Below are 22,161 nucleotides of genomic sequence, written 5' to 3'. Positions count from 1 at the left end.
GCCCCGCCCTGCGGCCTGTCCTGACCGGCCTGCCGGTGGCCGGATTCAGCGGCACCCTGAAGAGCCGGTACGCCGAGGACTCGGCCGGCACCGGCATGGTCCGCGCCAAGACCGGCACCCTCAGGGGCGTGAACACGCTGGCCGGAACCGTCGTCGACGCCGACGGCCGGCTCCTGTCGTTCGCCTTCCTCACCTCGGGCGCCCCGGGCCCCGAAGCCGCCCAGTCGGCCCTCGACCGGCTGGCCTCCACGATCGCCAACTGCGGCTGCGAACCCTCCACCGGGCGGCCCGGCCGCAGCTGAACCCCGAGGAAGTTCAGGGGTACGGGTGGCGGACAACACCTCACCGCGCGCCGCGTCGACAACGTACGGTTGACGCATGACGAGCATCGGTGGTGCGGAGATGGTCGACTGGAACCTCGCGGTGGCGACCGCGACCCGACTGGTGAGGCCGGGTCCCGACGTGAGCCGGGACGAGGCGCGCGCCGTCGTCGCCGAGCTCCGCCGCCACGCCAAGGCGTCGGAGGAGCACGTCCGCGGCTTCACCCGGATGATCCCCGAAGGGCACGAGCCGCAGGACACCCCGGTCCTGGTCGTCGACCGGGCCGGCTGGATCAGGGCGAACGTCGCCGGGTTCCGGGAAGTCCTGCGGCCGCTCCTGGACAAGATGCAGGAACGCAGGGGCTCCGCCCCCGGCGGCGCCGTGCTCGGCGCGGTCGGCGGCAAGGTGACCGGCGTCGAGGTCGGCATGCTGCTCTCCTTCCTCGCCTCGCGCGTCCTCGGCCAGTACGAGACCTTCGCCCCGCCCTCCCGCGAGCTCCCCGCCGGCACCGGCGGCGGCCGCCTCCTGCTCGTCGCCCCGAACATCGTCCACGTCGAGCGGGAGCTCGAAGTGGACCCGCACGACTTCCGGCTCTGGGTGTGCCTGCACGAGGAGACGCACCGCACGCAGTTCACGGCCGTGCCCTGGCTGCGCGACCACATGGAGGGCGAGATCCAGTCGTTCCTCGGCGAGACCGAGGTCGACCCGATGACCGTCCTGGAGCGCCTGCGCGAGGCCGCCCAGTCCCTGGCCGGGGGCCGCCCCGAGGGCGAGGCTGGTGAGGACGGCGGACGCAGCCTCGTCGAGATCGTCCAGACTCCCGCCCAGCGCGAGATCCTGGGCCGGCTGACCGCCGTCATGTCGCTCCTCGAAGGCCACGCCGACTTCGTCATGGACGGCGTGGGCCCCGAGGTCGTTCCGTCCGTCGCCGAGATTCGCGAGAAGTTCCAGCAGCGCAGGGCGCGCGGCGCCGGCCGCCTGGATCTGGCCCTGCGCAAGCTGCTGGGCCTGGACGCCAAGCTCCGGCAGTACCGTGACGGTGAGCGGTTCGTACGGGCCGTGGTGGACGAGGTCGGGATGGACGGCTTCAACCGCGTCTGGACCTCCCCGAACACGCTCCCCACCAAAGCGGAGATCGCCAAACCGGCGGACTGGGTCGCACGGGTGCACCGCAGGGCCGATTCCTAGAACGGGTGCGGCCGACGGCAGGACAACGCCCCTCCAATCACCCATCCGAGGGACCGTGAGCGCTGGGTAGGCGTGCAATGCTCGGGGAATGGCCCGTCTCTGTCACCATCGACGCACTCTGAGTGACTGGCCTTTCCTCCCGAGGCACCCCCAACTTCACCGAAGGGCACCGGACATGGGTCCCCATCCTGCGGTCGCAGCGATACGCCTGGCGGTCCGCCGCGTACTCCACGACGTACTCACCGATCTCACCGACCACGCCGGCGTCACCCCCCGCGCCACGGCGAACGCCGGGCCGGGCACGGCCCCGCCCATGCCGCCGGCGCCGCTCGTGCTGGTCGCCTGCTCGGGCGGCGCGGACTCCATGGCCCTCGCCTCCGCTCTCGCCTTCGAAGCCCCCAAGCTCGGCATCCGGGCCGGCGGCGTCACCGTCGACCACGGCCTCCAGGCCGGCTCCGACCTCCGGGCCGCCGAGGTCGTCAACCGCCTCACCGCGCTGCGACTCGACCCCGTCGAGGCCGTCGCGGTGACCGTCGGCCGTGGCGGCGGCCCCGAAGCGGCCGCCCGCGACGCCCGCTACGCCGCCCTGGACGCCGCCGCCGAGCGCCACGGCGCCGCCGCCGTCCTGCTCGGCCACACGCGCGACGACCAGGCGGAGACGGTCCTGCTCGGCCTCGCCCGCGGCTCCGGCATCCGTTCGCTGTCCGGCATGGCCGCCGTGACCGGCGCGGGCCGCTACCGCAGGCCCTTCCTCCAGATCGACCGGCAGACCGCCCGCAAGGCCTGCATGGTGCAGTCGCTGCCCGTCTGGGACGACCCGCACAACACCGACCCCGCCTACACCCGCTCACGACTGCGCCACGACGGCCTGCCGGCCCTGGAGAAGGCGCTCGGCAAAGGAGTCGTCGAGGCCCTGGCCCGGACGGCGCAGCTCTCCCGCGACGACGCCGACGCCCTGGACGACTGGGCCGCCGAGGCGGACGCGGCCGTCCGCGACGCGACCGGCGAGCTGGAGTGCGTGAAGCTCTACGCCCTGCCCCCCGCCGTACGCCGCCGCGTCCTGCGCCGGGCGGCCATCTCGGCGGGCTCTCCGCCCGGGTCGCTCTTCGCGCGGCACGTCGAAGAGGTCGACCGGCTGATCACCGGCTGGCGTGGCCAGGGGGTCATCAACCTCCCCGGCCGGGTCGAGGCGCGGCGGCAGGGTGGCAGACTGGTCATCCGGCAGGGCTGATGCGCTGAAGCACTACGAAAGTGACCCCGGTGAACGAGAAGGACATGGGCACCGACCTCAAGTCGGTGCTCATCACCAAGGAAGAAATCGACGCGAAGCTGGCCGAGCTGGCCGCGAAGATCGATGCGGAGTACGCGGGCAAGGACCTGCTCATCGTGGGTGTCCTCAAGGGCGCCGTCATGGTGATGGCGGACCTGGCGCGCGCGCTCTCCACCCCCGTCACGATGGACTGGATGGCGGTCTCGTCGTACGGCGCGGGCACCCAGTCCTCCGGCGTGGTCCGCATCCTCAAGGACCTCGACACCGACATCAAGGGCAAGCACGTCCTGATCGTCGAGGACATCATCGACTCGGGTCTTACGCTCTCCTGGCTGCTGTCGAACCTCGGATCGCGTGAGCCGGCGTCCCTGAACGTCTGCACGCTGCTGCGCAAGCCGGAGGCGGCGAAGGTCCAGCTCGACGTGAAGTGGGTCGGCTTCGACATTCCGAACGAGTTCGTCGTGGGGTACGGCCTCGACTACGCCGAGAAGTACCGGAACCTGCCGTTCGTCGGCACGCTGGCCCCGCACGTCTACGGCGGCTGAGCCCGGCACCTGCCGGACCAGCCGGTCAGCCGCCGGGAACCTGCCGGAGGCCACCGGGAACCCGCCGGGAACCTCCGCCCCCGCCCCGCCGTTGGAGCATGGGAAGGCAGGTTCGTCAGCCGTCCCCGGCAGTCGCGGGTGACAATGCTGGGGTACCGTCCGAAGAACAGTCTTTTTAAACAGCAGCATTTACCTACGGGCAGGAGGGACGGGGCGACTACCGCCCCGTATGGATGGACGTGAAGCGATACTTCCGTGGGCCGGTCATGTGGATCGTGCTGGCCGTCCTCGCCGTGGTCGTGTTGATGCAGGTTGTCGGCTCGTCCGGCGGCTACAAGACGGTGGACACTGCCGAGGTCGTCCAGGCGATCGACAAGAACCAGGTCAAGCAGGCCAAGCTGACGACCGGTGACGAACAAGTCATCAAGGTCGAGCTGAAGGACGGCCAGAAGGTCAAGGACAGCAGCAAGATCCAGGCGAGCTACATCGGCGACCAGGGCGTCGCGCTCGCCAACAAGCTGCAGTCGAAGTTCGACAGCGGGGACATCGACAAGGGCTACACGGTCTCCCCCTCCAAGCAGAATCCGTTCGTCGGGATCCTGCTCTCCCTGCTCCCCTTCGTCCTGATCGTGGTCGTCTTCCTGTTCCTGATGAATCAGATGCAGGGCGGCGGCTCCCGGGTCATGCAGTTCGGGAAGTCCAAGGCCAAGCTCATCACCAAGGACACCCCCAAGACGACGTTCGCCGATGTGGCGGGCGCCGACGAGGCGGTCGAGGAGCTCCACGAGATCAAGGAGTTCCTCCAGGAGCCGGCGAAGTTCCAGGCCGTCGGCGCCAAGATCCCCAAGGGCGTGCTCCTGTACGGCCCGCCCGGTACGGGCAAGACGCTGCTGGCGCGTGCCGTCGCCGGTGAGGCCGGCGTCCCGTTCTACTCGATCTCGGGTTCCGACTTCGTCGAGATGTTCGTCGGTGTCGGCGCCTCCCGGGTGCGCGACCTCTTCGAGCAGGCCAAGGCGAACGCTCCGGCGATCGTCTTCGTCGACGAGATCGACGCCGTCGGCCGCCACCGCGGCGCCGGCATGGGCGGCGGTCACGACGAGCGCGAGCAGACCCTGAACCAGCTGCTCGTCGAGATGGACGGCTTCGACGTGAAGGGCGGCGTCATCCTGATCGCCGCCACCAACCGGCCGGACATCCTCGACCCGGCGCTGCTGCGCCCGGGCCGCTTCGACCGGCAGATCGCGGTCGACCGTCCGGACCTGATGGGCCGCCTCGAGATCCTCAAGGTGCACGCCAAGGGCAAGCCGGTCACGCCGGAGGTCGACCTGCGGGCCGTCGCCCGCCGTACCCCCGGCTTCACCGGCGCCGACCTGGCGAACGTGCTGAACGAGGCCGCGCTGCTGACCGCCCGTACGGACAAGAAGCTGGTCGACAACCACTCCTTGGACGAGGCGATCGACCGCGTCGTGGCCGGACCGCAGAAGCGGACCCGGATCATGAGCGAGAAGGAGAAGAAGATCACCGCGTACCACGAGGGCGGACACGCCCTGGTCGCGGCGGCCTCTCCGAACAGCGACCCGGTGCACAAGGTCACCATCCTGTCCCGCGGGCGTGCCCTCGGTTACACGATGGTGCTCCCGGACGAGGACAAGTACTCGACCACGCGCAACGAGATGCTGGACCAGCTCGCCTACATGATGGGCGGCCGTGCGGCCGAGGAACTGGTGTTCCACGACCCGACCACGGGCGCCTCGAACGACATCGAGAAGGCCACCGCTACGGCCCGTGCGATGGTCACGCAGTACGGCATGACCGAGCGCCTCGGCGCGATCAAGTTCGGCCAGGACGGCTCCGAGCCGTTCCTCGGCCGTGACATGGGTCATCAGCGCGACTACTCGGAAGAGGTCGCCGCGCTGGTCGACGAAGAGGTCAAGAAGCTCATCGAGACCGCGCACAACGAGGCGTGGGAGATCCTCGTCGAGAACCGTGACGTCCTCGACAACCTGGTTCTGGCTCTCCTGGAGAAGGAGACGCTGAACAAGGAGGAGATCGCCGAGATCTTCAGCCCGATCGTGAAGCGTCCGGCCCGCCCCGCGTGGACCGGTTCTTCCCGCCGTATGCCGTCCACACGGCCGCCGGTGCTCTCCCCGAAGGAGCTCTCCCTCACCAACGGCGCCACTGCCAACGGTGCGACTCCCGCGGTGACGGCCGGCCCTGTTGACACCCCGGCCACCGAGGCGGTCCCGGAGGAGCGCCCCGAGAGCTGATCGTTTCCAGGCCCCCTCGGGGCCGGAATGAACGCCGCGTCCCCCAGGTTTTAGCCTGGGGGACGCGGCGTTTTCTCGATGCCGCTCTTTTGCGGCATGTGGAAGCACAGGAACGAGGCACAGATGACGGACCCGGTGACGCTGGACGGCGAAGGCTCGATCGGCGAGTTCGACGAGAAGCGGGCCGAGAACGCCGTGCGCGAGCTCCTCCTCGCCATCGGGGAAGACCCGGACCGCGAAGGGCTCCGGGCGACTCCGGGGCGTGTGGCACGGGCGTACAAGGAGATATTCGCCGGGCTGTGGCAGGAGCCCGAAGACGTGCTGACGACGACATTCGACCTGGGCCACGACGAGATGATCCTGGTCAAGGACATCGAGGTGTTCAGCACCTGTGAGCATCACCTGGTCCCGTTCCGCGGGGTGGCCCACGTGGGCTACATCCCGGCGACCACCGGAAAGATCACCGGGCTGTCCAAGCTGGCGCGGCTGGTGGACGTCTTCGCCCGTCGGCCGCAGGTGCAGGAGCGGCTCACCACGCAGGTCGCCGACTCCCTGATGGAGATCCTGGAGCCGCGCGGTGTGATCGTGGTCATCGAGTGCGAGCACATGTGCATGTCGATGCGCGGCATCCGCAAGCCGGGAGCGAAGACCATCACGTCGGCGGTGCGTGGCCAGCTCCGCGATTCGGCCACGCGCAACGAGGCGATGAGCCTGATCATGGCCCGCTGACCCTCGCGCGGGGCCCATGAGGGCTGCGGCGCGGCCGGGCGCGCGGCGTGGCTGCTCGGACGGCTCGGAACGGGCCGCCCGGGGGGCTCAGACGGTGGGCGTCGCCCCGTTGTCCTCGTCGTCCGGGAGCTTGCAGACCCGCTCCAGGAAGAACGCCGTCGCGACGACGCCCGCGCCCGCCAGCACCGCCAGGCCCGCGTAGATGGCCTGGTCGCGGCGGGCCGGGACGTCGAGGCTGTTCATCAGCAGGTGGACGCCCACACCGCCGTACATTCCGCACACCAGCGACGCGACGAGCGCGCTCGCCTGGCCGAAAACCACCGCGCGGGCCGCCATCAGGGGCTCCACGCCCTTCGCGCCCGGTCGGCGCTCGCGCTGGGCGCGCAGCCGGGAGCGGATCGAGAGGGCGGTGGCCAGGAGTACGACGGCGATCACGGCCAGGACGACGGGGGCCGCCAGCGGCACGCTCGGCAGCGTCCCGAAGGTGTCCCAGAGCCGGGCTCCGCCCCAGGACAGGACGCCTGCCACGGCGAAGAGACCGGCCAGTACCCCGAGCCGAAGTTGCTTCACCGAGAGCGCCCCTCACATCGGTTCATGTCACAGCCGGTAACGATCGTTCGTCCGGTCGATGCCGTCCGCCAGCCTAACGACTACTCGGGCAGTCGGAGTTCCAGGTCGGGGCGGGCGAGTACGCCGGTGGCGCCGACGCCGGTCAGCAGGTCAGCCACGGGGCCGCGCCCGGGAAGCTGGGCCTGCGGGTCCACGTCGTGCCACGGGGCGAGCACGAAGGCGCGCTCGTGGGCGCGGGGGTGCGGGAGGGTGAGGAGCGGGTCCTGGGACACCACGTCGGCGTACGCCACGATGTCCACGTCGATCGTGCGCGGGCCCCAGCGCTCCTCGCGGACCCGGTCGAACGCCTCCTCGATGGCCTGGCCGCGCTCCAGGAGCGAGGCCGGCGGGAGGGTGGTCCTGATGACGACGACCGCGTTGAAGTACGACGGCTGGGAGCCGGGGTCGACGCCCCAGGGTTCCGTCTCGTAGACGGGGGAGACGGCCTTGACGCGCAGGCCGGGCGTGTCCTCCAGGGCGTCGATGGCGCCCTGGAGGGTCTCCAGGCGGTTGCCCAGGTTCGAGCCGAGGGAGATCACGGCCCATTTGGGGTTGGACAGCGTGCTGTCGGCGGCGTCGACCTGCTCCACCACGGAGGCGGGAACCGGCTGCACGGTCGGGTCGCTCTGGGTGGGGTTCATACTCGGCTCCGGGTGATGGTGATGGTGACGTCGTCGAAGGGGACCGTGATCGGGGCGTCCGGCTTGTGGACGCAGACCTCGACCTGCTTCACCCCCTGGTGCTTGAGGCACTGCTCGGCGATCCGCTCGGCGAGGGTCTCGATCAGGTCGACCGGCTCGCCCTGGACGACGTCCACGACCTCCTCCGCAACGACCCCGTAGTGCACGGTCTTCGCCAGGTCGTCGTCGGCGGCCGCCGGGCGGGTGTCGAGGCCGAGAACCAGGTCCACGATGAAGGTCTGGCCTTCTTCGCGCTCCCGGGGGAACACGCCGTGGTGCCCACGGGCCTTGAGGCCGCGCAGCGCGACACGATCCACGCGAATCACTCCTGCTGTCGTAGAGAAAGAGGGTGCCCGTCGAGTGCGGTCGGCGCTTCACCCTCACCCGAATCTACCTGCGGGCACGGACACCGGACGCCCACGGGGGCTATGGACAGAAGGTCTTGGGACTGGTAGCCGCCCCTACCCCATGGCCCCGGACGCCAACCTTCCACAGGCCCCTACCCACTCAGGCGGGTGTCTCGTCGTCCTCTTCTTCACCGTTTTCGGTCAGAACGGGGGACCCGTGATGAGACCACAGTTTCCAGCCGTCCTCTGTGCGGCGGAACACATTCGTGGCGACGATCAGCTGGCCCACCAGCGGGCCGAGTTCGCCCGCCTCCTCGGCCGGTCCGCCGCTGAGCGTGTTCTCGGTGCAGACCACCAGGGCGGTGTCGCCCAGGACCGTCACCTTCACGTCGGTGAGGAAGAACTGGATGTACTCCGTGTTGGCCATGATCAGGGCGTACGAGCGCAGCACCTCGCCGCGTCCCGAGAGGACCGGCCAGCCCGGGTGCACGCAGGAGATCTCGTCGTCCAGCCAGAGCACCGACAGCTCTTCGAAGTCGCCGCGCTCCACCGCTTCGTAGAACGCCGTGTTGGCCTGTTCGACCAGTTCGACGTCCGTGCGCGCGCGGCTCACAGGGCTCCCTCTACGGCCCGGGCGACCCGTACGGCGTCGGCGGTCGCCCGTACCTCGTGGACGCGCACCGCCCAGGCGCCCTCGTGGGCGGCTATGGCCGAGACGGCGGCCGTGGCGGCGTCGCGCTCGCGCGCGGGCGGCGGGGCGGCGCCCGCACCGGCGTCGGCGGCGAGGACGTGGCCGAGGAACCTCTTGCGCGAGGCGGCCACCAGCAGGGGACGGCCGAGGGCGCGCAGCTCGGTGAGGTGGGCGACCAGGGTGAGGTCGTGGGCGGCCTGCTTCGCGAAGCCGAGGCCGGGGTCGATGACGATGCGTTCGGGGGCGATGCCGCCGGCGACGACGGCGTCCATGCGGGCGCGCAGTTCCGACACGACCTCGCCGACCACGTCGGCGTAGACCGCGCGGCTGTTCATCTGCTCGCTGAAGCCGCGCCAGTGCATGACCACGAAGGGTGCCCCGGCCGCCGCGACGGCCGGGATCATGGCGGGATCGGCGAGGCCGCCGCTGACGTCGTTGACCAGGACGGCGCCGGCCGCGACCGCCTGCTCGGCGACCGCCGCGCGCATGGTGTCCACGGAGACGGTGACGCCCTCGGAGGCGAGGCCGCGCACCACGGGGATCACCCGCTTCAGCTCCTCGTCGGCGTCGACGCGGGAGGCGCCGGGGCGGGTCGACTCGCCGCCGACGTCGATCAGGTCCGCGCCCTGGGCGACGAGGTCCAGGCCGCGCTTGACCGCGGCGGTCGTGTCGAACCAGCGCCCGCCGTCGGAGAAGGAGTCGGGCGTCACATTGACGACGCCCATCACCGCACAGCGGTCCCACTCCGGCAGACCCTCGACCCGGCCACGCTCGCGCAACGTACTCATGCGTCCAGCGTAGGCGTCAGGTGGCGTTGCGCGGACCGCGCGCACCGCAGAAGGCGCGGCCGAGGAGGTCGTGGAGGACGGCGCGGTCGGCGTCGTCGAGGGCGTCGAGGGCGGCGTGGGTGGCGTGCATGCGGGCCCGGATGGCGTCCACGGTCTCCTCGCCCGCCGTGGTGAGGACCACGTTCTTGACGCGGCGGTCGGTGGGGCTGACCTCGCGGCGTACGAGCTCGCGCTTCTCCAGCCGGTCGACGATGCCGGTGATGTTCGAGGCGTCGCAGGCGAGGGTGGTCGCCAGGGCGCGCATGGAGGCGGGGGCGGTCCGCAGTACGCCGAGGGTCTTGGCCTGGCTGGCGCTGAGGCCCGCGTCGGCGGCGGCCAGGGAGAAGTCGCCGTAGTAGCCGCTGAAGGAGTCGGCGAGCCGCTCCATGAGCTGGGCCTTCGTGGGGATCGTCCTGATCGTCTCAGCCATGGAACCAGTTTACCCCGCGAAACTTGACTATCTCAAAGTTCGACGTTTACCGTACTTCTGTTGCTTGAGATGCTCAAGCAACACCGGGCGGCCCACGCCCCATTCCCAGGCACCGAAGGAGTACTCCCATGAAGGCGATCATCTACCGCACGTACGGCGCCCCGGACGTCCTCGAGTACGCCGAGGTCCCGGCGCCCAAGCTCGGCCCCGACGCCGTGCTCGTCCGCGTACGGGCCGCCGCCGTCAACCCCGTCGACTGGAAGATCCAGGCCGGATACCTCGACTCCGCCCTCGACGCCGTCTTCCCCGTCGTGCCCGGCTGGGACGTCGCCGGCGTCGTGGAGCAGGTGGGGGTCGGTTTGACCGAGTTCGCTCCGGGCGACGAGGTCATGGGGTACGTGCGCGAGGACTTCGTCTCCCGCGGCACCTTCGCCGAGTACGTCGCCGCCCCCGTCCGCACGCTGGCCCGCAAGCCCGCCGCGCTCACCTTCGAGCAGGCCGCCGGACTGCCGCTGGCCGGCCTCACCGCGTACCAGGCACTCACCGGTCCCCTGAAGGTCGGCGAGGGCGACACGCTGCTGGTCCACGCGGCGGCCGGCGGCGTCGGTTCCCTCGCGGTGCAGATCGCGCGCGCCCTCGGCGTGCGGGTCATCGGCACCGCGAGCGAGCGCAACCACGACTTCCTGCGGTCCCTGGGGGCCGAGCCGGTGGCGTACGGCGACGGGCTGGCGGACCGCGTGCGGGCGCTCGCGCCCGAAGGCGTCGACGCCGTGCTCGACCTGGTCGGCGGCGACGCGCTCAAGATCTCGCCGGAGCTGCTCGCCCCCGGCGGCCGGCTGGCGTCCATCGCGGACGGCGCGGTCGTGGGCCTCGGCGGCACGTACGTCTTCGTACGCCCCGACGCCGCCGACCTGACGGCGCTCGCGGAGCTGGCCGAGCGCGGCGCGCTGGCCGTGGAGGTCGCCGCGGTCTTCCCGCTGGAGCAGGCCGCGGACGCCATGCGGCTGAGCATGGAGGGCCACACGCGCGGCAAGATCGCCATCAGCGTCGGCTGACGCAGCGGGTGATCAGGCGGCCGGCTGCCCGGCCTCGCGGCGCAGCCGCAGCTGTTCGAGGTGGGCGCACGGCCGCCGCCGGGCGGCCGGGGCCCGCCGGGCGAACGGGCGGGGCAGCGCCAGGGTGACGAAGCCCTCCGCCTGCATCGCGGCGAAGCCGATGCGCGGCAGGTCGCGGGTCGTGCGGAAGACCACGAAGCGCGGCTCCCACTCCGGCCGGAACTTGGCGTTGAACTTGTACAGCGACTCGATCTGGAACCAGCGGGAGAGAAAGACCAGCAGGCCGCGCCACACGCGCAGCACCGGTCCCGCGCCGATCCTCTCGCCGCGCGCGAGCGCCGAGCGGAACATCGCGAAGTTGAGCGACACGCGCTCGACGCCGAGCCGGGGAGCGGCCTGGAGCGCGGCGACGATCAGCAGTTCGTTCATGCCGGGGTCGGCGGAGCGGTCGCGGCGCATCAGGTCGAGGGAGAGGCCGTCCGTACCCCACGGGACGAAGTGGAGTACGGCCTTCAGGTCGCCGTACGGCGAGTCCGCGTCGCCCGGTCCGCCCGCCTTGTGGGCGGTGGCGATCACGCAGTCCCCGTCGCCGGGCTCCCCGATGCGGCCGAGCGCCATGGAGAAGCCGCGCTCGGTGTCGGTGCCGCGCCAGTCGGCGGCCGCGCGCCGGATGCGGCTCAGTTCGGCTTCGCCGAGGTCGCGGACGCGGCGTACCCGGGTCTCGTAGCCGCCGCGCTCAATGCGCTTGACCATCTGGCGTACGTTGCGCATGGCGCGCCCGGCGAGGGAGAAATCCGGCACGCGCACCACCGCTTCGTCCCCGAGCTCCAGGGCGTCGAGACCCGTCTCCCGGGTCCAGACCTCGCCGCCCGTCTCGCTGCACCCCATGACGGCCGGGGTCCAGGAGTGGGCTTTGGCCTCGTCCATGAAGCGTTCGATGGCGCCGGGCCAGGCCTCCACGTCGCCGATCGGGTCGCCGCTGGCGAGCATCACACCGGAGACGACGCGGTAGGTGACGGCCGCCTTGCCGCTGGGCGAGAAGACGACGGCCTTGTCGTGGCGCAGCGCGAAGTGGCCGAGCGAGTCGCGGCCGCCGTGCCGGGCCAGCAGGTCGCGCAGGCGCCGTTCGTCGTCGGGGGTGAGACGGGCCGCCGGGTGCTCGGGCCGCAGGGCGAGGTAGACGGTCGTGACCGCGGTGAGCAGGCCGAGGGCGCCGAGCGAGTAGCCGACGGTCCAGGAGACCCGGCCCGCGTAGTCGACCGGGCCCTCGAAGCCGAAGAGCCCGTACAGGACGTGCTCCAGGCGTTCCGCGACGCTCGGGTCGCCGACGACCTTCGCCGGGTGCGAGCTGACGATGACGAGGCCGAGCCCGAGGGAGCCGGAGCCGACGAGGAAGAAGTTCGCGAGCGCCTTCCAGCGGCTGCGCGGGTCGGGCAGGGCCGCGAACTCGCCCCGGTGGCGCACCAGGAGCGCGAGCAGCGACAGCGAGATCAGCACGCCGACGACCGAGGGCCGGTACGTGAACTGCGCCGCCGCACCGGCGGGCAGCAGGACCACGGCGGCCCGCCAGGCGCGGCGCTTGCGGCGCTTGAGGCCGTGCGCGAGGAGCAGCAGCAGTACGCCGGCGCTGATTGCCAGCGCGGCCGCGAACGGGCCGAGCGTGCCGGGCAGCACCTCGGCGGCGGCGTGCACGCCGCTGTGCCGGAAGCGCGGGAAGACGCCGGCGGCGATGTCGAGGAGGCCCACGAGGGTGCAGGCCGTACCGACCAGGGAGGGCACGCGCTCGGGCCTCGGACCCCGGAGGATCCGCCGTACCCGACCGGGAACCGCTCCGGTTTCATCCCCATCTAGCCTGATAGACATCGCTTCCCGTGGCTCCGCGAGAGATTTTCTGTCCTTGGGCCGAAGCATCCGGACAATTTGCGCCCTCTAGGACGGCTCATCCGGGGAGCGGGTTCACTCGCTCTCGGGAAATATTCAGGCAGAAAGCTTCCTCCTCATCATGGGCCTCACCAGCAACACAGTTCTGGCACTGGCCGCGCTCCTGGCCGCGCTGCTCTTCGTCGCCACAGTCTTGCTCTGGCCCCGCCTGGCGGGCCGCAACTGGCGCGCCGTACTGGGCCGTGTCGCTCTGCTCCTCCTGACCCAGCTGCTGCTCTTCGCCACGCTGGGCCTCGCCGCCAACAAGTCCTTCCTCTTCTACGGTTCGTGGACCGACCTGTTCGGCCAGGAGACCGAACTGGGGGTGGTGGTCGACCACTCGGCCGCCGCCAGGGACATCACGGTCGTCGACAAGCAGGGCATGGACGTCGCCGGGGGGACGAAGCCGAGGGTGGGCGGCCAGATACAGAAGATCGTCATAGCCGGCGAGAAGTCGAGGATCGCCGGCCAGGCGTACGTGTACCTGCCGCCCGAGTACTTCAAACCCCGGTACGCCGACAAGAACTTCCCGGCGGCGCTCGTGCTCACCGGGTACCCCGGCACGGCCGAGAACCTGCTCAAGGGACTGCGCTACCCGCGCACCGCGCACACCCAGGCGCAGGCGGGCCGGATGCAGCCGATGGTCCTGGTGATGCTGCGGCCCACGGTGGCGCCCCCGAGGGACACCGAGTGCGTGGACGTGCCGCGCGGACCGCAGACCGAGACCTTCCTCGCCGAGGACATCCCCAAGGCGGTGTCGGAGACCTACCGCGTCGGCACCCGGGCCCGGAACTGGGGCGTCATCGGGAACTCGACCGGCGGCTACTGCGCCCTGAAGTTCGCCCTCCACCACCCCGCGACGTTCAGCGCGGGGGCCGGCCTCTCCGCGTACTACCGGGCCGCCGAGGACCCGACGACCGGTGACCTCTTCCACGGGGACGACCGCGCGCGGAAGCGGGCCGACCTGATGTGGAGCCTGGACCACGTCAAGCCGTCGAACACCTCGTTCCTCGTCACCAGTTCCCGGCACGGCGAGGACAACCTCAAGGAGACGCAGCGGTTCGTGGCGAAGGTGCGGCCGCCCGCCCGGGTGTCCTCGATCACCCTGGACAACGGCGGCCACAACTTCGGCACCTGGCGGCGTGAGATACCGGCCGCCATGGAGTGGCTCAGCGGCAGGCTCAGGGCGAGCTGACGGACTCCACCGCGACGGCGGTACGCGGAAGCTCCTGCGCGTCGGCGTCGATGGACCGGCGCAGCGCCTCGTGGAGGCGGGCCGGTGTGAGGACGCCCAGGAAGCGGCCCGCGCTCTGCTCGTCGATGACCGCGATCCAGCCGGCGTCGTGCTGGAGCATCGTGGAGAACGCCTGCTTGAGGGAGGCGCCGACGGGCAGCCACGCCTCCATCCGGCGCGCGTGCTCCCGTACGGTCCCGCCGGCGCCGCGGACCTGTTCGGCCGAGATCCAGCCGTGCAGGTCGTCGGCGCCGTCGAGCACGACGGCCCAGCGGGCACCCTCGGCGGTCAGCGCGGCGGCGGCCCGCTCGACCGGGTCGTCGAGGTGGACGACGGGCGGCTGCTCCAGGTCGCCGGGTTCGATGGGGGTGACGGACAGCCGCTTCAGGCCCCGGTCGGCGCCGACGAAATCGGCGACGTACGGGGTGGCGGGCGCGCCGAGGACGGCGGCCGGGGCGTCGAACTGCTCGATCCTGCCCTGCCCGTAGACGGCGATGCGGTCGCCGAGGCGGACGGCCTCCTCGATGTCGTGGGTGACGAACAGGACGGTCTTGCGTACCTGGGACTGGAGCCGCAGGAACTCGTTCTGGAGGTGCTCGCGGACCACCGGATCGACCGCGCCGAAGGGCTCGTCCATGAGCAGTACGGGCGGATCGGCGGCCAGCGCCCTGGCCACGCCGACGCGCTGGCGCTGGCCGCCGGAGAGCTGGTCGGGGTAGCGGTCCCCGTGCACGGACGGGTCGAGGCCGACCAGGTCGAGGAGTTCGGCGGCGCGCTCGCGTGCCTTGGCGCGCTTGACGCCGAGCAGGTGGGGGACGGTCGCGGTGTTGTCCAGGACCGTCTTGTGGGGGAAGAGGCCGACCTGCTGGATGACATAGCCGATACGGCGGCGGAGCTGGACGGGGTCGACGGTGGAAATGTCGTCCCCGTCGAGAAGTATCCGGCCCTCGCTCGGCTCGATCAGCCGGTTCACCATCTTCATGGTGGTGGTCTTGCCACAGCCGGACGGCCCGACGAGCGTGACCAGTTCACCCTCGGCGACTTCGAAGGAGAGGTCGTCGACGGCGGTGGTGCCGTCGGCGTACCGCTTGGTGACGTGCTCGAATCGGATCATGAGTCCCCATTGTGGCCGGTCCGGTGTCACGACCATGTTGCGGGAACGTGGCGGATTCCGGTGGCTGTCAGTGGCCGGGGATAGGGTCGTCAGACATAAGTTCGGGATCTCGGGGGAGGTGGGGCGGCATGAGCGGCCGGAGCTGCCTGACGGCGAACGACTGGATCTGCGCGGAGTACGTCCGCTCCCGGGGCCAGGAGTTGACCGACGCGACCGTCCAGCATGTGTGGATCACCGTGGTCTCGGTGGTGATCGGTCTGCTGATCGCCTTCCCGCTGGCGCTGCTCGCGCGGGGCGCGGACGGCCGCCGGTCGCGGTTCGCGGGACCGGTCCTCGGCCTGACGACCGTCCTCTACACGGTCCCGTCGCTGGCGATGTTCTCCCTGCTGCTGCCGGTGTTCGGGCTTTCGGCGGCCGTGGTGGTCACGGGGCTCGTCCTCTATTCGCTGACCGTCCTCGTGCGCAACATCCTGGCCGGGCTCGAAGCGGTGCCGGCGGAGGCACGTGAGGCCGCGCTCGGGATGGGGTACGGCCGGGGGCGGCTGCTCTGGGAGGTCGAACTGCCGCTGGCGCTGCCGGCGCTGCTGGCCGGGGTGCGGATAGCGACGGTGTCGACGGTGGCCCTGACGACGGTGGGCGCGATCGTGGGGTACGGCGGCCTGGGGACCCTGATCGTGGACGGCCTCGACTCCCTCTTCAAGGCGCAGGTGCTGACGGCGTCGGTGATCTGCGTGCTGCTCGCGGTGGCCGCCGACCTGCTGCTGCTCGGCGTGCAGCGGGCGCTCACCCCGTGGACCAGGGCGCCGAAGCGCCGTGAGCGCCGGATGCGCACCGGCGGCGCCCCCGTCCGTACGACCCGCGTCGCGAAGGCCGGCTGAGCCGTGGGAGCGATCGGGGACGCCTTCACCTGGCTGGCGACGGGCGCCAACTGGCAGGGCGAGAGCGGCGTCTGGAACCGGCTGGCCGAGCACCTGTACTTCAGCGGCGTGTGCCTGCTGCTGTCCTGTCTGATCGCGCTGCCCGTGGCGCTGTGGCTCGGCCACCTGGGCCGGGGCGGCGCGCTGGCGGTCAACCTCTCCAACGTGGGGCGGGCGATCCCCACCCTCGCGGTGCTGGTCCTGCTGACGCTCACCCCGCTGGGCCGGCAGGGCGACCTGCCGACCATTGTCGCGCTGGTGCTGTTCGCGGTGCCGCCGCTGCTGACCAACGCGTACATCGGGATGCGGGAGGTCGACCGGGCGGTGGTGGAGGCCGCGCGCGGGATGGGCATGTCGGGGTGGCAGGTGTTCGTGCGGGTCGAACTGCCCCTGGCTTACCCGCTCGTGATGACCGGGCTCAGGTCGGCGTCCGTCCAGGTGGTCGCCACGGCCACGCTCGCCGCGATGGCGGGCGAGGGCGGGCTGGGCCGGATCATCACGGCCGGCTTCAACACGTACAACACGCCGCAGGTGGTGGCGGGCGCACTGCTCGTCGCCGTCCTGGCGCTGCTGGTGGAGGGCGCGCTGGTGGCGGCGGACCGGCTGCTCGACCCGATGCGCGGGCGGGACTCCGGGCGGCGCACGGCCTGACGATGTCTGTTTCGTTCTTCTGTCTTCTTCCTCTTGGATGGTGAACCTCATGAGCAGGACCTCGCGCACCGCGGGTGCGGTAGTGGCCGTGATCGCGCTGGCCGGCGGGCTGGCGGCATGCGGCGGCGACAGCCTGGAGAAGGGCAAGGACGGCGGCTCCGACAGGGACGGCGCCGACGGTCGCAAGGCGTCGCTGGTGATCGGATCGGCCGGATTCACCGAGTCCAAGGTGCTGGCCGAGCTGTACGCGCAGGTCCTCTCGGACGCCGGTTACGCCACCACGATCAAGACGGTGGAGAACCGCGAACTGTACGAACCCGCCCTGGAGAAGGGCGAGATCGACGTCGTACCGGAATACGCCGCTACGCTTGCCGAATTCCTCAACGCGAAGGCGAACGGCCCCAAGGCGCCGGAGAAGAATCCGGTCGCGTCCAGCGATGTGGCGGCCACCTTCAAAGCACTGGAGAAGCTCGCGGAGCCGCGCGGACTGAAGGCGCTGCCGGCCGGCGAGGCGGTCGACCAGAACGCCTTCGCGGTCAGCAGGGAATACGCCGAGAAGAACGACCTGAAGACCCTTTCCGATCTTGGTGAGTCCAAGCTCAAGGTGAAGATCGCGGCGGGCGACGAGTGCGAGATCCGCCCCTTCTGCGCGCCCGGTCTGAAGAAGGAGTACGGGATCGACGTCACCGGCGTCGACCCCAAGGGCGTGGGCACCCCGCAGGCCAAGCAGGCGGTGAAGGACGGCGCCGACCAGCTCGTGCTGACCACGACGACCGACGCGACGCTGGAGGGCTTCGGACTCGTACTCCTGGAGGACGACAAGAAGCTGCAGAACGCCGACAACGTACTGCCGGTGGTCAATGCGAAGGACGCCGGAGCGCCGGAGATAGCCGACGCGCTCGGCAAGCTCACCAAGGCGCTGACGACCGAGGATCTGGTGGAGCTGAACCGCAGGATCGACGCGGACCGGGTGAAGCCCGTGGACGCGGCGAAGGAGTATCTGGAGTCGAAGGGGCTGATCAAGAAGTAGCCCGCGCGGGAATTGGGTAACCGCCCGGGAACACTTTGCCGGGCGGGTCCCCATCCGCCGTCTACGCACGGTAAATTTCAGGCCATGCCACGTGGACGTCACCGCCATTCGCCACCCCTGCACAGGCTTCTTCCGCCTTCCGCGGTCGCCGGCGCGTCGATACTCTGCGCCGCCGGTGCCTGGTTGTTCACGGAACCGGTGGTGTTGCGCGGTCTGGTCGCGGCGGCCGCGGCCGCCGCGGTCACCGGCGCGGTGCTCATGCGCGGCTGGGACCGTGCGGCGGGCCGTCGGGTCGCGGAGCTGACGAGGGCGCGGGCGAGCGACGAGTGGAAGACCGAGGAGCGCATCGCGGACCTCGAGTCGGACATCGAGGAGTCGCGCGAACTGCGCGCCAGGCTCGAAGCGAAGCTGCGCGCCAAGCGGGTCGAACTGGCCGCCCTGCGCGGCGAACACGCCGCGTTGCTGCGGCGGTACGCGACGGCGGAGACCGAGCGGGCCAGCGCGCTGGAAGGCCGGCGCCTGCTGGCGATCGAGGCCGCGGCGCCCGCGAAGGCGCTGCCGGCGGCGGGCAGTTCACCGACGCCGTCCGCCTATCTGCGCGCGGCCATGGCGCTGGACAAGCTGTCGCGCAACGCGGCGGAGCAGGCGTCCCGCGCGTCGCGCGAGGCGCAGGGCCGCGGGGTGGCCGAGCCCGAGGGGAAGCACGAGGCGGCCGCCGGTAGCGACGTCGCGTCCGCCCCGGAACGCGCTCGCCCGTCGTCCGCCGTCGTCCCGTACGCCGCAGGGCGCCGCCGCGCCTCGCGCACCCAGGGTGGCTTCGACTTCTTCGGCAACCAGAAGTCCGCCGCCGCGGCGATCGAGGCGGTGCAGAACGAGGACCTCGCGGACGTGGTGGGCGAGGAGGCGCTGGCCGACGCGCGCCGCGGAGCGGACGGGCCGGCGGAGAGCCGGCCGGTGGGTCAGGTCATCGATCTGACGGCCCATGACGAAACGGAACAGCTCGACGTGGCGGTCCTGCGCAGCGCGATCTCTTAACCGGCAGCCGGGCGGGGCGGTACGGCGTCCTCCCCCCGCGAAGGATGCGTCCGCCCCCTGCCGCCCGCACGCGGTGGCGCGGCCTAGGACAGCGCCGGGCCGCCGCCGCCCGCGCGCACCAGCCCCGACTCGTACGCCAGCACCACCACCTGGACCCGGTCGCGCAGGCCGAGCTTGGTCAGGATGCGGCCCACGTGCGTCTTGACGGTGGCCTCCGACAGCACGAGCCGCGCCGCGATCTCACCGTTCGACAGCCCCTGCGCCACCAGCAGCATCACCTCGCGCTCCCGCTCGGTGAGCCGGGCCAGCGCGGAGTCGACGGCCTTGGTCTCCTTGCCCGTGCTCGGCAGCAGCGGCGAGAAGCGGTCCAGCAGACGCCGCGTCGTGGACGGCGCGACGACCGCGTCACCGCTGTGCACCGACCGGATGGCGGCCAGCAGTTCGCCCGGCGGCACGTCCTTCAGCATGAAGCCGCTGGCCCCCGCCTTCAGCCCGGAGAAGGCGTACTCGTCCAGATCGAACGTGGTCAGGATGAGCACCTTCGGCGCGTCGGGATCAGCGCAGATGCGCCGCGTGGCCTCCACCCCGTCCAGCCTGGGCATCCGTACGTCCATCAGCACCACGTCCACGGCCGTGGAGCGCAGGACCTCGATCGCCTCCGCCCCGTCACCGGCCTCCGCGACGACCTCCATGTCCGGCTGGGCCGCCAGAACCATCCGGAAGCCGGTGCGCAGCAGCACCTGGTCGTCTACGAGCATCACGCGGATGGACATGGGGTGGGGTGCCTTTCGTCGGCGTAACCAGGGATGGGGGTGGCCGGGGCTCAGTGAGCCGGTTTGAGCGGCAGCAGCGCGCTGATCCGGAAGCCGCCGCCCGGCCGCGGCCCCGCGTCGAGCGTGCCGCCGACCATACCGACGCGCTCGCGCATGCCGATCAGGCCGTGCCCCCGCCCGTCCGCGCCGCCGTCCTCGTACAGCTCGTGCGCCGCGCCCCGCCCGTCGTCCTCGACGAGCAGGCCGAGCCCGTCGTCGAAGTACACGAGCCGTACGCTCGCGCCCGCTTCGGGCCCACCGTGCTTGCGCGTGTTGGTGAGGGCTTCCTGCACGATGCGGTACGCCGTCAGCTCCACCCCGCTGGGCAGCGGCCTGGGCGTGCCCTCGACCTTGAAGTCGACGGTCAGCCCGGCGGTGCGCACCTGCTCGACGAGGTCCTCGATCTGCTCGACATCGGGCTGCGGCACGTACTCCCCGCCCACCGCCTGCTCACCCGTCCTCAGCACCCCCAGCAGCCGCCGCATCTCGGCGAGCGCCTGCCGGCCGGTCGTGGAGATCGTCTCCAGCGCCTGCCTGGCCTGCGCGGGCGAGGCGTCCATGACGTACGCCGCGCCGTCCGCCTGCACCACCATCACGGAGACGTTGTGCGCGACCACGTCGTGCAGCTCGCGGGCGATACGGGCCCGCTCGGCGGCGACCGCCACCTTCGACTGCGCCTCGCGCTCCTTCTCCAGGCGGGCGGCGCGCTCCTCCAGCTCGGCGAAGTACGCCCGCCGGGTGCGCATCGAGTCGCCGAGGACCCACGCCAGCGCGAACGGCAGGGCCATGACGATCACGAAGAAGACCGCCGCGAGGGCCGAGCTGCCGCCGCTCTCGGCGGGCCAGCGCAGAGCCGCCAGCGGTGCGGCCGTCAGCCCGCCGAAGAGCGCCACGCGCGATATCCAGCGCGGCCCGTCGTTCGCGGCGACGGTGTAGATGATGACGAGCATGGCCCAGTCGGCCGGATTGACCTCCACGTCGAACACCAGCTGCGCCACGCCCATCAGGACGGCCAGCAGCAGCATCTTCTCCGGAGCGCGCCGGCGCAGGGCCACCACGAGGCAGAGCAGCGTGATGACCGGGACGGCCGCGACGCGCGACTGGGTGCCCATCGGCGCCTGGACGGCCCACAGCAGGGAGAACCCGAGGAGGGTCACAGCCCAGAAGCTGTCGACCGTCGTCGGGTGCCTGCGGAGGAAATCGTAGAGGCGTTGCACGTAACCCAGCGTAGGGAAATCAAATAGGTGCAGGGGTCAACCGGAGGAGCGATCCGGTGGGCCGGAGCCTACTCCCCAAGGTGGAGACTTGGTGCCGTGACGGATGAGTGGCAGGGGTGGCGGGAGGCCGCGGAGCAGGCGCTCTACGGCCCCGACGGTTTCTATGTACGGCCCGGGGGCCCCGGCCCGTCCGGCCACTTCCGTACGTCGGTGCACGCGTCGGCGCTGTACGCCGGGGCGGTGGCGCGGCTGCTCGCGGACGTGGACGAGTCGCTGGGGCGGCCTTCGGAGCTGGCGCTGGTCGACGTGGGAGCCGGTCGGGGCGAGCTGCTGTCGGCGGTACTGGCGGCGCTGCCGGCGGAAGCGGCGGCGCGAGTGAGGGCGTACGGCGTGGAGCGCGCGCCCCGGCCGCCGGGTCTCGATCACCGCGTCGAGTGGCTGGCGGAGCCGCCGCGGGGCGTCACCGGGCTGCTGTTCGCGAACGAGTGGCTGGACAACGTCCCGGTGGACGTGGCCGAGACCGACGCGGCGGGCGTCGCGCGGTACGTCCTCGTCCGCCGCCGGGACGGCGAGGAGCGCCTGGGCGACCCGGTGACCGGTCCCGACGCGGACTGGCTGGCGCGCTGGTGGCCGCTGCCGCCGGACGCCGGGCCCGGGCTGCGGGCGGAGATCGGCCGCCCGCGCGACGCGGCGTGGGCGGCGGCGGCGGCGACGCTGGACGCGGGTCTGGCGGTCGCGGTGGACTACGCCCACGCGCGGGCGGCGCGACCACCCTTCGGCACGCTGACGGGCTTCCGGGCGGGCCGGGAGGTACGCCCGGTCCCGGACGGCAGCTGCGACATCACCTCCCACGTCGCCCTGGACGCGTGCGCCCTGCCCGGCGCGGAGCTCTGCTCGCAGCGGGAGGCGCTGCACCGCCTGGGCGTGACGGCCGCCCGCCCGCCGCTGTCCCTGGCGAGCACGGACCCGGCGGCGTACGTGCGGGCGCTGTCGGGGGCGGGCGAGGCGGCGGAGCTGACGGCCCGCGGCGGCCTGGGCGACTTCACCTGGCTGAGACAACGCACCCCGCTCCCCGCCTGAGGCAGCCCGCGCGGTGTCTGCGAAGTGGCGGAGGGGGCGTGCTGGGGTGCTCCCCGCAGGGTGTCGAACGCAATCGCCGCGTCCGGTCCCGCAGCGGTGCCGGAAGGTTCGGCACCCGAGGAGACGCCCGAGCACGGCACCGACCCAGAGCCCGCGTGAGAGGGACCGCCCCTGCCCTGCGCCCCTGCCCCC

23 protein-coding genes are annotated in these 22,161 nt (G+C 71.6%); 13 read left to right on the top strand and 10 right to left on the bottom strand.

What is annotated here, in order from left to right:
- The 6 genes from E2E34_RS14510 to folE all read left to right on the top strand — a co-directional run.
- On the top strand, window positions 1-302 hold a 302-nt coding region (locus tag E2E34_RS14510; protein ID WP_208765242.1), incomplete at its 5' end, for a D-alanyl-D-alanine carboxypeptidase.
- A 76-nt stretch (window positions 303-378) separates the two neighbouring features.
- Window positions 379-1,509, top strand: coding sequence for a zinc-dependent metalloprotease (locus E2E34_RS14505; RefSeq protein WP_138902327.1), 1,131 nt, complete (start codon window positions 379-381; stop codon window positions 1,507-1,509).
- Between the two features lie 175 nt (window positions 1,510-1,684).
- A complete protein-coding gene (gene tilS, locus E2E34_RS14500; protein ID WP_138902326.1) occupies window positions 1,685-2,740 on the top strand; it encodes a tRNA lysidine(34) synthetase TilS in 1,056 nt (351 codons plus the stop codon).
- Between the two features lie 44 nt (window positions 2,741-2,784).
- Complete coding sequence (gene hpt, locus E2E34_RS14495; protein ID WP_037647340.1) at window positions 2,785-3,324, top strand: hypoxanthine phosphoribosyltransferase; 540 nt, start codon at window positions 2,785-2,787, stop codon at window positions 3,322-3,324.
- Window positions 3,325-3,557: 233 nt separating this feature from the next.
- Window positions 3,558-5,591: an ATP-dependent zinc metalloprotease FtsH gene (gene ftsH, locus E2E34_RS14490; protein ID WP_138902325.1), complete on the top strand. Its 2,034-nt coding sequence runs from the start codon at window positions 3,558-3,560 to the stop codon at window positions 5,589-5,591.
- A gap of 123 nt (window positions 5,592-5,714) precedes the next feature.
- Complete coding sequence (gene folE / locus E2E34_RS14485; RefSeq protein ID WP_138902324.1) at window positions 5,715-6,320, top strand: GTP cyclohydrolase I FolE; 606 nt, start codon at window positions 5,715-5,717, stop codon at window positions 6,318-6,320.
- 87 nt (window positions 6,321-6,407) lie between these two features.
- On the opposite strand, the gene E2E34_RS14480 is transcribed toward folE, so the two are convergent.
- The 6 genes from E2E34_RS14480 to E2E34_RS14455 all read right to left on the bottom strand — a co-directional run bounded on the left by E2E34_RS14480 (window position 6,408) and on the right by E2E34_RS14455 (window position 9,904).
- Window positions 6,408-6,890 carry a DUF3180 domain-containing protein gene (locus E2E34_RS14480; protein WP_138902323.1) on the bottom strand — a complete coding sequence of 161 codons (483 nt, stop codon included), beginning with the start codon at window positions 6,888-6,890 and terminating at the stop codon, window positions 6,408-6,410.
- 80 nt (window positions 6,891-6,970) lie between these two features.
- Window positions 6,971-7,570: a 2-amino-4-hydroxy-6-hydroxymethyldihydropteridine diphosphokinase gene (gene folK / locus E2E34_RS14475; RefSeq protein ID WP_138902322.1), complete on the bottom strand. Its 600-nt coding sequence runs from the start codon at window positions 7,568-7,570 to the stop codon at window positions 6,971-6,973.
- Window positions 7,567-7,926 carry a dihydroneopterin aldolase gene (folB, locus tag E2E34_RS14470; RefSeq protein ID WP_138902321.1) on the bottom strand — a complete coding sequence of 120 codons (360 nt, stop codon included), beginning with the start codon at window positions 7,924-7,926 and terminating at the stop codon, window positions 7,567-7,569. The genes folK and folB overlap by 4 nt, the downstream gene beginning before the upstream one ends.
- Window positions 7,927-8,116: 190 nt before the next feature.
- A complete protein-coding gene (locus E2E34_RS14465; protein WP_138902320.1) occupies window positions 8,117-8,569 on the bottom strand; it encodes a nuclear transport factor 2 family protein in 453 nt (150 codons plus the stop codon).
- A complete protein-coding gene (gene folP, locus E2E34_RS14460) occupies window positions 8,566-9,435 on the bottom strand; it encodes a dihydropteroate synthase (protein WP_138902319.1) in 870 nt (289 codons plus the stop codon). The genes E2E34_RS14465 and folP overlap by 4 nt, the downstream gene beginning before the upstream one ends.
- 16 nt (window positions 9,436-9,451) lie before the next feature.
- Window positions 9,452-9,904, bottom strand: a complete 453-nt coding sequence (locus tag E2E34_RS14455) for a MarR family winged helix-turn-helix transcriptional regulator (RefSeq protein ID WP_244315734.1) — start codon at window positions 9,902-9,904, stop codon at window positions 9,452-9,454.
- Between the two features lie 128 nt (window positions 9,905-10,032).
- On the opposite strand from E2E34_RS14455, the gene E2E34_RS14450 reads away from it, so the two are divergent.
- Window positions 10,033-10,959 (top strand): NADP-dependent oxidoreductase, encoded by a 927-nt coding sequence (locus E2E34_RS14450; RefSeq protein ID WP_138902318.1) that lies wholly within the window; start codon window positions 10,033-10,035, stop codon window positions 10,957-10,959.
- A 12-nt stretch (window positions 10,960-10,971) separates the two neighbouring features.
- On the opposite strand, the gene E2E34_RS14445 is transcribed toward E2E34_RS14450, so the two are convergent.
- The gene (locus tag E2E34_RS14445) at window positions 10,972-12,822 is read right to left on the bottom strand and encodes a phosphatidylglycerol lysyltransferase domain-containing protein (protein WP_138902317.1); all 1,851 of its coding nucleotides are present in this window, start codon (window positions 12,820-12,822) and stop codon (window positions 10,972-10,974) included.
- Between the two features lie 139 nt (window positions 12,823-12,961).
- Here E2E34_RS14445 and E2E34_RS14440 point away from each other — a divergent pair, with 139 nt between their 5' ends.
- Window positions 12,962-14,074, top strand: coding sequence for an alpha/beta hydrolase (locus E2E34_RS14440; protein WP_138902316.1), 1,113 nt, complete (start codon window positions 12,962-12,964; stop codon window positions 14,072-14,074).
- On the opposite strand, the gene E2E34_RS14435 is transcribed toward E2E34_RS14440, so the two are convergent.
- Window positions 14,061-15,227: an ABC transporter ATP-binding protein gene (locus E2E34_RS14435; protein WP_138902315.1), complete on the bottom strand. Its 1,167-nt coding sequence runs from the start codon at window positions 15,225-15,227 to the stop codon at window positions 14,061-14,063. The two genes, E2E34_RS14440 and E2E34_RS14435, sit on opposite strands and share 14 nt — an antisense overlap.
- A gap of 128 nt (window positions 15,228-15,355) precedes the next feature.
- Here E2E34_RS14435 and E2E34_RS14430 point away from each other — a divergent pair, with 128 nt between their 5' ends.
- The 4 genes from E2E34_RS14430 (at window position 15,356) to E2E34_RS14415 (ending at window position 18,860) form a co-directional block, all read left to right on the top strand.
- Window positions 15,356-16,105, top strand: coding sequence for an ABC transporter permease (locus E2E34_RS14430; RefSeq protein WP_138902314.1), 750 nt, complete (start codon window positions 15,356-15,358; stop codon window positions 16,103-16,105).
- A 3-nt stretch (window positions 16,106-16,108) separates the two neighbouring features.
- A complete protein-coding gene (locus E2E34_RS14425) occupies window positions 16,109-16,795 on the top strand; it encodes an ABC transporter permease (protein WP_138902313.1) in 687 nt (228 codons plus the stop codon).
- Window positions 16,796-16,844: 49 nt separating this feature from the next.
- Window positions 16,845-17,825, top strand: a complete 981-nt coding sequence (locus E2E34_RS14420) for an ABC transporter substrate-binding protein (RefSeq protein WP_138902312.1) — start codon at window positions 16,845-16,847, stop codon at window positions 17,823-17,825.
- An 84-nt stretch (window positions 17,826-17,909) separates the two neighbouring features.
- Window positions 17,910-18,860 carry a coiled-coil domain-containing protein gene (locus E2E34_RS14415; protein WP_138902311.1) on the top strand — a complete coding sequence of 317 codons (951 nt, stop codon included), beginning with the start codon at window positions 17,910-17,912 and terminating at the stop codon, window positions 18,858-18,860.
- Window positions 18,861-18,943: 83 nt separating this feature from the next.
- On the opposite strand, the gene E2E34_RS14410 is transcribed toward E2E34_RS14415, so the two are convergent.
- Both E2E34_RS14410 and E2E34_RS14405 read right to left on the bottom strand, forming a co-directional pair.
- Entirely contained in the window at window positions 18,944-19,633 is a 690-nt protein-coding gene (locus tag E2E34_RS14410; protein ID WP_138902310.1) for a response regulator, read from the bottom strand.
- Between the two features lie 50 nt (window positions 19,634-19,683).
- On the bottom strand, window positions 19,684-20,889 hold the full coding sequence (locus E2E34_RS14405) for a sensor histidine kinase (protein WP_138902309.1): 1,206 nt from the start codon (window positions 20,887-20,889) through the stop codon (window positions 19,684-19,686).
- 96 nt (window positions 20,890-20,985) lie between these two features.
- Here E2E34_RS14405 and E2E34_RS14400 point away from each other — a divergent pair, with 96 nt between their 5' ends.
- The gene (locus E2E34_RS14400) at window positions 20,986-21,969 is read left to right on the top strand and encodes an SAM-dependent methyltransferase (protein ID WP_138902308.1); all 984 of its coding nucleotides are present in this window, start codon (window positions 20,986-20,988) and stop codon (window positions 21,967-21,969) included.
- The last annotated feature ends 192 nt before the right edge of the window (window positions 21,970-22,161 follow it).

Origin of the sequence: Streptomyces albidochromogenes (genome assembly GCF_005981925.1) — a bacterium.
In the GTDB taxonomy this organism is placed as follows: Bacteria; Actinomycetota; Actinomycetes; order Streptomycetales; family Streptomycetaceae; genus Streptomyces; species Streptomyces albidochromogenes.
The sequence above is the reverse complement of the archived record's forward strand: the minus strand, read 5'-3'. Positions and strand labels throughout refer to the sequence as shown.